Annotated in this window: 7 protein-coding genes and 2 pseudogenes; 7 read left to right on the forward strand and 2 right to left on the reverse strand. The window is 72.1% G+C overall.

The window, feature by feature from the left end:
• Positions 1-372: 372 nt before the first annotated feature.
• From ACH4ZX_RS33825 to ACH4ZX_RS33850, 6 genes and pseudogenes are all read left to right on the forward strand, one after another.
• Positions 373-1,533: a Rieske 2Fe-2S domain-containing protein gene (locus ACH4ZX_RS33825; protein WP_398281326.1), complete on the forward strand. Its 1,161-nt coding sequence runs from the start codon at positions 373-375 to the stop codon at positions 1,531-1,533.
• The gene (locus ACH4ZX_RS33830; RefSeq protein ID WP_398281329.1) at positions 1,533-1,832 is read left to right on the forward strand and encodes a ferredoxin; all 300 of its coding nucleotides are present in this window, start codon (positions 1,533-1,535) and stop codon (positions 1,830-1,832) included. The genes ACH4ZX_RS33825 and ACH4ZX_RS33830 overlap by 1 nt, the downstream gene beginning before the upstream one ends.
• Positions 1,833-2,172: 340 nt before the next feature.
• Positions 2,173-2,833 (forward strand): annotated as a pseudogene (locus tag ACH4ZX_RS33835) (IS5 family transposase); the annotation flags it as partial.
• A 319-nt stretch (positions 2,834-3,152) separates the two neighbouring features.
• Positions 3,153-3,839: a FadR/GntR family transcriptional regulator gene (locus ACH4ZX_RS33840; protein WP_398281332.1), complete on the forward strand. Its 687-nt coding sequence runs from the start codon at positions 3,153-3,155 to the stop codon at positions 3,837-3,839.
• Complete coding sequence (locus ACH4ZX_RS33845; protein ID WP_398281335.1) at positions 3,836-5,218, forward strand: hypothetical protein; 1,383 nt, start codon at positions 3,836-3,838, stop codon at positions 5,216-5,218. The genes ACH4ZX_RS33840 and ACH4ZX_RS33845 overlap by 4 nt, the downstream gene beginning before the upstream one ends.
• Entirely contained in the window at positions 5,215-7,128 is a 1,914-nt protein-coding gene (locus ACH4ZX_RS33850) for a GMC family oxidoreductase N-terminal domain-containing protein (RefSeq protein ID WP_398281338.1), read from the forward strand. Before ACH4ZX_RS33845 ends, ACH4ZX_RS33850 begins: the two co-directional genes overlap by 4 nt.
• Here ACH4ZX_RS33850 and ACH4ZX_RS33855 read toward each other — a convergent pair.
• A complete protein-coding gene (locus ACH4ZX_RS33855) occupies positions 7,083-7,442 on the reverse strand; it encodes a DUF488 domain-containing protein (RefSeq protein ID WP_398281341.1) in 360 nt (119 codons plus the stop codon). The two genes, ACH4ZX_RS33850 and ACH4ZX_RS33855, sit on opposite strands and share 46 nt — an antisense overlap.
• Before the next feature lie 414 nt (positions 7,443-7,856).
• Here ACH4ZX_RS33855 and ACH4ZX_RS33860 point away from each other — a divergent pair.
• Positions 7,857-8,942: pseudogene (locus tag ACH4ZX_RS33860) on the forward strand (IS256 family transposase); the annotation flags it as partial.
• 27 nt (positions 8,943-8,969) lie between these two features.
• On the opposite strand, the gene ACH4ZX_RS33865 reads toward ACH4ZX_RS33860, so the two are convergent.
• Positions 8,970-9,182, reverse strand: coding sequence for an IS3 family transposase (locus ACH4ZX_RS33865; RefSeq protein WP_398281356.1), 213 nt, complete (start codon positions 9,180-9,182; stop codon positions 8,970-8,972).
• Between the last annotated feature and the right edge of the window lie 182 nt (positions 9,183-9,364).

A 9,364-nucleotide genomic window follows, 5' to 3' on the forward strand; every position in this document is an offset into this window, starting at 1 on the left:
GGGCCCTGAGTCAAGTGCGGGGATCCGCATCCCGGCGCCGAGGCCCGCCCGGGGAGGCCACCAGAGGCCAGGAAGGCGGAACCGTACCGCTGCTCACCGCCCCGCAGGGGTACCGCTCAGTGGGATCGGGTGGCCGGGCGGGGAGCCGGGCGCCGTAGGTTCCCGACAGGCGCCACCGCCCGCGGGCTCGACGGGGGACTGCGCCGGGCCCTTGGCCGAGACCGGACCGCTCGCCGCGGCCCGACAGGAGCAGGAGCCGCACACCCCCAGCGGGAACCGGATATTTCGGCCGGAGCCGCATCACACCGGCGGGCGACGCGCACCCGCCCCGTACCGTGCCGAGCCCAGGCTCGGTGGAAGGGAAGGCCACAGATGACCACCTCGCCCGAAGTCCGCACGATCGAGGCGGACGCCGTCCCGAACCGCTTCGCCCGCGGCTGGCACTGCCTGGGACTCGCCAAGGACTTCAACGACGGCGCACCGCACACGGTGCGCGCCTTCGGGCAGAAACTGGTCGTCTGGGCCTCGCGGGACGGCAAGCTCAACGTCCTCGACGCCTACTGCCGCCACATGGGCGGCGACCTTTCCCGCGGCACCGTGGAGGGCGACGACGTAGCCTGTCCCTTCCACTCCTGGCGCTGGAGCGGCGACGGCCGCTGCGCCCGTATCCCCTACGCCCGTCGTGTCCCGATGCGCGCCCGCACCGCCGCCTACCCGACCCTGCAGCAGGACGGCCTGCTGTTCGTCTGGAACGACCCGGAGGGCAACCCGCCCCCCGAGGGCGTGACCATCCCCCGGATCGAAGGCGCGACCAGCGACGAGTGGACCGACTGGTCCTGGTACTCCGTCACGATCGAGGGCTCCAACTGCCGCGAGATCGTCGACAACGTGGTGGACATGGCGCACTTCTTCTACGTGCACTACTCGTTCCCCACGTACTTCAAGAACATCTTCGAGGGGCACACCGCCACCCAGCTCATGAGGGGTGTCGGCCGCGACGACGTGCCCCGGCCCCAGGCAGAGGGCAGCGGCGCCCCCAAGATGCTCGGCCAGACCTCCCTGGCGACCTACCACGGCCCGTCGTTCATGATCGACGACCTCACGTACCACTACGCCGACGGCGACACGAACTCGGTGCTGATCAACTGCCACTACCCGGTCGACGAGAACTCGTTCGTCCTTCAGTACGGCATCATCGTGCGCAAGGCCGGTCACATGGGCGGCAGCGCGGACGAAGTGGCTCAGAAGCTGGGCGAGTTCATCAAGATCGGCTTCGAGCAGGACGTCGAGATCTGGAGGAACAAGGCCCGCATCGACAACCCCCTGCTCTGCGAGGAGGACGGCCCGGTCTATCAACTGCGCCGCTGGTACGAGCAGTTCTACGTCGACGTCGCCGACGTGCGCGACGAGATGACCGACCGGTTCGAGTTCGAGATCGACACCACCCGGCCCAACGAGGCCTGGCGGGCCGAGATCGAGGCGAACCTCGCGAAACAGAACGCCACCACGGCGGCGGCGGGCGGATCGGCCTGATGGCGGTGCGGCCGGACAACCGGCTCCTCGACGCTCCGATGGTCCCCGTGTCCTGCGGTGCCTGCGGGGCCAGGGTGGAAGCACGGAAGAGCAGTTGGGAACAGACCAGCATCCAGTGGCACGCCGAGGCCCTGCGGAGCTGCGCGGAACGCCGTGCCGCGGGCTGCGGGGAGCGGCCGGCATCGTTCACGGGCTGCCGCAGCCTGACGACGGCGATCGGCGAGGCCGCCGTCCGCGGGCGGCTCCGCGTCCAGAGCGAGGAGACGGACGGTACGGCCGGCCCGCCCGACAACATCTGAACCCCGTCCGGACACAGATACGCGTTGCGCGCCGCCAGCCCTTGGCGGCGCGCAACGCGTACGACGCGTCCAGCCTCCGGTGTGTCAATTTGACTGTGATTCCCGGGCTCTTACAAGTCGTTTTCTCTCATGAGGGGTGCTTTCTCTGGACTTTCTGGGGGCGTGGTCGTCGCCTCGATGCGGTCGGCGGGATTGAGGTGGCGGGCGTGCTTTGTGGGGTGACGGCTGAGGCGGAATACGACGTGCGCCTGTCTCATCCCACGATGCCCGGTGGAACGTGCTTCCGCCGGTCGCGTTGCGCGCCCTGGCGCACGCCCCTGACGAGGGGTATGCCCGGGACATGACTGAACGTCGCCCGTATCCGAGTGATCTGTCCGATGCCCGCTGGGAGTTGATCGAGCCGGTGATGAGTGGCTGGCGGGCCGAGCGACGCAGGCATGCGCTGAACATCGGACGTCCGCCGGAGCACGACCTGCGCGAGATCATGAACGCGATCCTGTACGTGGACCGCACCGGGGTGCAGTGGCGCTACCTGCCGCACGACTTCCCGCCCTGGGAAACGGTGTACGGCTACTTCACCAAGTGGCAGAAGGACGGTGTGTTTCGCCCAGCTCACCGGCGTGCTGCGCAGGCTGTTACGGCAGCGGGAGGGCAAGCGGGCGGAGCCGTCCGCGTGCGTGATCGACGCGCAGAGCGTGAAGACCTCCACCAGCGTCCCGGCCGCCGGCCAGGGCACGGACGCCGCGAAGAAGATCGTGGGCCGCAAGCAGCATCGTCACCGACACCCTCGGACTGCTGCTCGCGGTGCTGGTCACGGCTGCGAGCGTGCAGGACTCCGTCGCCGGCACCCACCTGGTCGTCCAGGTGACCGCCGCCACCCCACCATCCGCAAAGTCTGGGTCGACGCCGGCTACCGCCAGCACCTCGTCGAGCACGCCGCCCGTCTCGGCATCGACCTGCCTCTTCTCCGGGCGGGCGGGTGGCCGGCCGGGCCGCGGCGAGGGAGACGGTCTGACTGCGGAGCCGGCCGCCGCGGGCTGAGCCGGCCGACGGGCAGTCCGAACTCACCTGCCTGGGTGGCGGCTTGTCACTGAACTAGCCGCGGGCGCGGGCGGAGCGCGGGACCGGCCGCCCCCGCGGCGTCGTACGTGGAAAGCGCGGTTCGCCTGCTTGCCGTGCGGCGTCGCCCGGAACAACCCGACACCGTCGCGGGATTGACCGCCGGGCACTTCCACTGGTTCAGTGGCTCAGCCACTCATCCACCAGGGTGTGTGGGCCCGTTTTTCTCCCATCCGTGATTCCGCGACCCCAGGAGGCCCCGTGGAGGCGCTGCCCCGCGAGACGATCGTGGACGTTCTCGAGAGCCGGTTGCGTGAGGACATCCTGGCCGGACGTCATCCGGCGGGCAGCTACCTGCCCCCCGAGCGCCGACTGGCCGACGGATACGGAGTCACCCGCACCACCCTCAAACACGCCTTCGGCCGGCTCGTCCAGGCCGGGCTGCTGGAGACCCGGCACGGCGTCGGCACCCGGGTGCGCGACTACATCCGGCTGGGTGGCGCGGACCTGCTGCCGATGCTCGTGCGGCACGACGCGAAATGGGTCCAGGAGATCTTCGAAGTGCGGCGCTCCGTCGGCGCGTTGATCGCCGAGCGGGCCGCGGTCCGGGCCACCCGGGCCCAGCACGCCGAACTGCGCGCGCTGCTGGACGCCGTAGGGGAGGCGGGAGGCCCCGACGAGGTGCAGATGGCCGACGTCGAGGTGCACCGCGCGCTCGCCCGGGCCACCGGCAACCGCGTCTACGTGCTGCTGACCAACACCCTCTTCAACGCCTACCTGCCCGTCCGTGCCGCGCTGCGCGGCCCCTTCACCGACCCGGACGCCGCGCACCGGCGGCTCGCCCCGGTGGTGGAGGCGGTGACCGACGGGGACGGCCGCCGGGCGCACGCCGCCGCCGACACCTACCTGCGCGACACCGAGCAGATCATGCTGGAAGGACTGGCATGAGGGGCACCGTGTTCACCGAGACCATGCTCGGCACCGTACGCCTGGACGCCGGGCACCCGGCCCGCCGCATCCGGCTCGACCTGCGTGCCGAGGCCGACGACGTGCTGCGCCCGCACCGCACCACCGCTGCCCGGCTGACCGGCCGCGTCCGGATCGCCGGACGGGCCGACGACCCGGCCGCCACCGGCGAGCTGGAGATCTCCCCCCTCGCCCGTCGCCGCATCCGCTACCGGCTGTCGTTCACCGCGGACGGCCGTACGCTCACCCTGGACGGCTGGAAGTCCGTGACCCCGCGCCGCCCGGTGAGGTCGATGACCGTCCTGCCGTTCACGTTGTACGAGGACGGTGCGCCCGTCGGCCGCGGCACCCTGCGCTTCCCGCTCGCGACCGGTCTGGCGCCCTTCCTGCTCAGCTTCCGCTTTCCCGTCCGCGAGGACCCCGCCGAGCACATCGCCCCACGCTGGAACGGCAGCCCCGGCCGCACCGAGGTCTGGTACACCACCCTGACCGACCCCGCGACCGGCACCGGCTTCTGGGTGCACCACGAACTGACCGCACCCACCGACGGATCCACGCCGGTGGCCCACGGCTGGGCTGCCTCCTTCCCGCCCGAGGGAGAGGTGCGCCACGTCCGCTTCGGCCCCGTCCCCTGGAGCGCTCCCGAGGACGGTTTCACCACCGGCGACGTCACCTTCGTACCGAGACGACTGACCGGCAGCGCCGGCGACTTCCACTGGGACCTCACCGAACGCCCGCTGTCCGGACCCCTGTTCACCTTCCCCCGCTGGTCCTGGCGGCGGCCCCTGCTGCCCGCGGCCCAGATGCTCCCGGCGGCCCGCGCCGCGTACGACGGCACGTTCCGCGACGGGGAACGGACCTTCACCCTGCGCGCCGCCCCCGGCGCCTCGGCCCGCATCAACGGCCACGGAAACGCCCGCCGTTGGTCCTGGCTGCACGCCGACCTGGGCGGCGACGGCGTCCTGGAGATCGTCGCGGCGGTGTCCACCCGGCCGGGACTGCGCCGGCTGCCGCCCCTGGTCTTCCTGCGCCTGCACCACCGCGGCCGCACCTGGCCGCGCCGGGCGGAGCGCTCCGCGATAGGCCTGCTGGGCGTCGGGCGGTTCCGTGCCCGCATCGGCCTGCCCCACTGGACGGTGACCGGCCGCACCCTGCTGCGCCGCATCCGCGTCGAGGTCACCCAGCCTGCCGAACGCACCCTCGCCCTGGACTACCGCGACCCGGACGGCGCTCCGGCCGTGTGCCGCAACAGCGAGACGGCCGACGCGCGCATCCTGCTGGAACGGTGGTGGGGCCACTGGCGCACGGAGGCACAGTGGACGCTGGACGGCACCGCGCACGCAGAGGTGGGGGACAGGTGAGCACCCAGGGACTGGCGGCCGCCCTTCTCGCCGAGGACGGGATCGGGGACGGGGACGGATACGGGCACGGGCACGGGGCCGGATCCGGGGACGGCGGCGAGGAGGAGTGGCCTGCCCGCGTGCCCGGCAGGCTCGACACCTTCCTGTCCGCCCTGCCCGGGCCCGTGCGCGCAGCGGTCCGGGCAGGCGGCATCATCGTGGACGCGTACGCCGTGCTGCACAGCGGGCGCCGCCTCGCCGCCCTCACCCCCGACGAGCGGGAGACGGTGCTCGCCTCGCTCGGCGCGCGCCCGGCGCTCCTGCCGCTGCTCGACCTCCTGAAGGTTCCCGTCCTGCTCGCGGCGGCCACCGAACGCGTCCCCGCCCCGCCGGCCCCCGCCGTCCCCGACGACCCGCCGCTGGACTGCACCCCGGCCGAGCACTGGCCCGACCGGACCACCGCCGACGCCGTCGTCGTGGGATCCGGCGCCGGGGGAGCCGTGGCCGCCCGCACCCTCGCGCGCGCCGGGCTCGACGTCGTCGTGCTGGAGGAGGGCGAGCACCACACCACGGCCTCCTTCGGCCGGCGCACCCCGCTGGACCGCTTCACCGACCTGTACCGGGACGGCGGAGCGACCGCCGCCCTGGGCAACCCGCCGCTCCTGCTGCCCGTCGGACGAGCCGTCGGCGGCACCACCGTCGTCAACTCCGGCACCTGCTACCGCACTCCTAACCACGTCCTGGACCGCTGGAGCAGCCGCTACGGCTTCCACCTCGCCGACGGCCTCGCGGCCCGGCTGGACGAGATCGAACGCACCCTGCGCGTCGCCACCCAGCCCCTCGACGTCCTCGGCGCCAACGGCCTGCTCGCGCTGGCCGGCGCCGCGCGTCTCGGCTGGCGGGCCGGGCCCCTGCGCCGCAACGCGCCCGGCTGCCGGGGGTCCTGCCAGTGCGTGGTGGGCTGCCCCACCGGCGCCAAGCAGAGCGTGCAGATGTCCGTCCTGCCGGAAGCGTGCGCCCTGGGCGCCCGCATCGTCACCGGGGCGCGGGTGCGGCGCATCCTGGTCGACCACGACCGCCCCGGGACACCGCGCGCGGCGGGCGTGCGGGCCGTGCGCGCCGACGGCAGCGAGCTGGAGATCCTCAGCCCCCTCGTCGTCACGGCCGCGGGAGCGCTGCAGACCCCGCCGCTGCTGCGCCGCTCCGGGCTGGGCGGTCACCCGCGCCTGGGCCGGGGCCTGAGCGTGCACCCGGCCACCAGCGTCGCCGGCCGTTTCCCCGAGCCGGTCACGTCCTGGCGGGGCGTCCTGCAGAGCGCCGGAATCGAGGAACTGCACGACCACGGAATCCTGATCGAGGCGACCGCGAGCCCGCCCGGCATGAGCAGCTTCGTCCTGCCCGGCCTGGGACGCTCCCTGCGCCGCGAACTCGACAGGGCCGACCGGCTCGCGGTCCTCGGCGCGATGATCGCCGACCGCCCCTCGGGCCGCGTCCTGGGCCGCGACCGCACCCTCGTCCGCTACGACCTCGACCGCCGCGACGGCGACCGGCTGATGACGGCCGTACGGGCCATGGGACGGGTCCTCTTCGCCGCCGGAGCCGAGGAGGTCCTCACCGGCATCCCGCGTGCCCCGCGCGCCCGCACCCTCGCCGAGTTCGACGCGCTGCTCGCCGGGACCGGCCCCCGGGCCCTGCACCTGTCGGCCTTCCACCCTGCCGGCACGGCCGCGGCGGGCACCGACCCGCGGCGCGCGCCGGCCGATCCCGAAGGACGGCTGCGCGGCGTCCACGGCGTCCTCGTGGCGGACGCCTCCGTGCTGCCCGGCTGCCCGGAGGTGAACCCCCAACTGACCATCATGGCCGTCGCCCTCGCCGTCACCGAGAGCTACCTCGAGGGGGACTTGAGCACCCGGGCCAGGACGGAGGCGTGACTGCGGCCGGGGGACTTCGAGGCGGTCAGCAGGGTGATCGGGCCCCGGCGTGCCAACTCCCTCAGACCATCGAGCGGCTCGGCAGCCTCCGGGGCGGCCGGCTCCGCCTCGTAACGGTCGCCGAATTCCTCGGGGGAACCCTCGCCGGCGTGGTACCAGCGGCGCAGCTCGGCCGACGGAGTCAGGCCCTTGGGCCACTCGTCGACCCGCGCCGCCTCCTTGGACAGGCCGCGCGGCCACAGCCGGTCGACCAGGACGCGCACGCCGTCGTCCGGGTCGGGCGGTTCGTAGACACGACGCACGCGAACGCTCACGGCCGGGCTTCTTTCTGACGGCGTCGGGCACTGTCGAGCGCAATCCGGAGCGCCGGGTCGACTCGGAGGCATGTCCCTCGCCGACATCGTCTCCGCCTATGCGTAGAGGGCGCCCCCGCGTGCACCTCCTGACCGGTGGCCCCGCCCGGGGAGAGCGGCGGGCGATGCCGAAGGCGGGGCAGGCCGGCTTCACGAGGCGGCAGAAGGATGCGCGCCGGCCACTGCTGAATGCCATGAACCAGCTTGCCGCGGCCGTCAATCGACGAGACTGGGCGCTGGGTTGCGTCCTGGGAAGTGGTGTACGGACTCCCACCTGATCCGGGTGTTTGGCCCGGCGTCGGAGTGAGGGTCCGGATACAAGAACGGCCACCGGCTGATCTTCGAGATGTCGAAAGCTCGAAGGAGATCAGCACGATGACCGCACCCGACAGTCTGCCCCTGCACGCCCTCGCCGAGGAGAACCTCGCCTCGGCGAGTCCCGATCTGCTGCGTGTGATGATCAAGACGTTCGCCGACGCGCTCATGTCCGCCGAGGCCGACGCCCTCTGCAACGCCGAATACGGCCAGGTCAGCGACGAACGCCTCAACCACCGCAACGGCTACCGCCCGCGCGAGTGGGACACCCGGGCGGGCACCGTCGAACCGGCCATCCCCAAGCTCAGGTCCGGCAGTTACTTCCCGCACTGGCTGCTGGAGCGCCGTCGGCGGGCCGAGCAGGCCCTCATCCCGGTGGTCGCCACCGCCTACCTGCTGGGCGTAAGCACCCGCCGGGTTGAGAAGCTCGCCGAGTCCCTCGGCGTCACCCAACCGTCGAAATCCCAGGTCAGCGCGATGGCCAAGCACCTCGACGAGCAGGTCACCGCGTTCCGCAACCGACCCCTGGACGCCGGCCCCTACGCGTTCGTCTGAGTCGACGCTCTCACGCAGAAGGTCCGCGAGGGCGGCCGGATCGTCAACGTGCATGCGCTGACCGCGGTCGGCGTCAACGCCGACGGCCATCGCGAGATCCTCGGCCTGGACGTGGCCACCGCCGAGGACGGCGCCGGCTGGCCGGCCTTCCTGCGCTCGCTGATCGCCCGCGGCCTGTCCGGCGTCCAGCTGGTCATCTCCGACGCGCATATGGGCCTGGTCAACGCAATCGGCGCCACCCTGCCGGGTGCGAGCCGGCAGCGATGCCGCACCCACTACGCCCGCGCGCTGCTGAGCCAGGTCCCCAAGTCGGCCCAGCCGTGGGTGGCCACCCTGCTGCGGACCATCTTCGAACAGCCCGATGCCGACGCTGTCCAGGCCCAGATGCGGCATGTCCTTGATGCCCTGGAGGCCAAGTTCCCCGAAGCTGCAGCCCACTTGGAATCCGCTCAGGGCGACGTGCTGGCGTTCACCGCATTCCCGCGTGAGATCTGGCGGCAGATCTGGTCGAACAACCCGCAGGAGCGGCTGAACAAGGAGATCCGCCGCCGCACCGACGTGGTCGGCATCTTCCCCGACCACACCGCCCTGTGAACCGTTCCGGGTTCGGTAGAGATCTCAGATGTTGGGTGTGACCTGGGGTTTCGTGGTTGCGAGGTAGTGGTTGTTCTCGTATTCGACGGGTGGGACGTGGCCTATCTCACCGTGGAGTCGTCGGTGGTTGTACCAGTCGACGTACTCGGCGGTGGCGAGCTCGACGTCGGACAGCGTCTTCCATGGCCGTCGGGGCTTGATCAGTTCGGTCTTGTACAGGCCGATCGTGCTCTCCATCAGGGCGTTGTCGTAGGCGTCGCCGACCGATCCGATGGAGGCGGCGATGCCGGCGGCGTCCAGGTGGTCGGCGAGCCGGAAACTCGTGTATTGGGCGAGTTCAACCGGTCGTTGCAACACCGGGCTGCTGTAGTGAGCGTAGCTGCTCCTCGAAGACCTCGGCCGGGGTCTTCCAGCCGAGG

Source organism: Streptomyces sp. NPDC020490, from assembly GCF_044335305.1.
Taxonomy (GTDB): domain Bacteria; phylum Actinomycetota; class Actinomycetes; order Streptomycetales; family Streptomycetaceae; genus Streptomyces.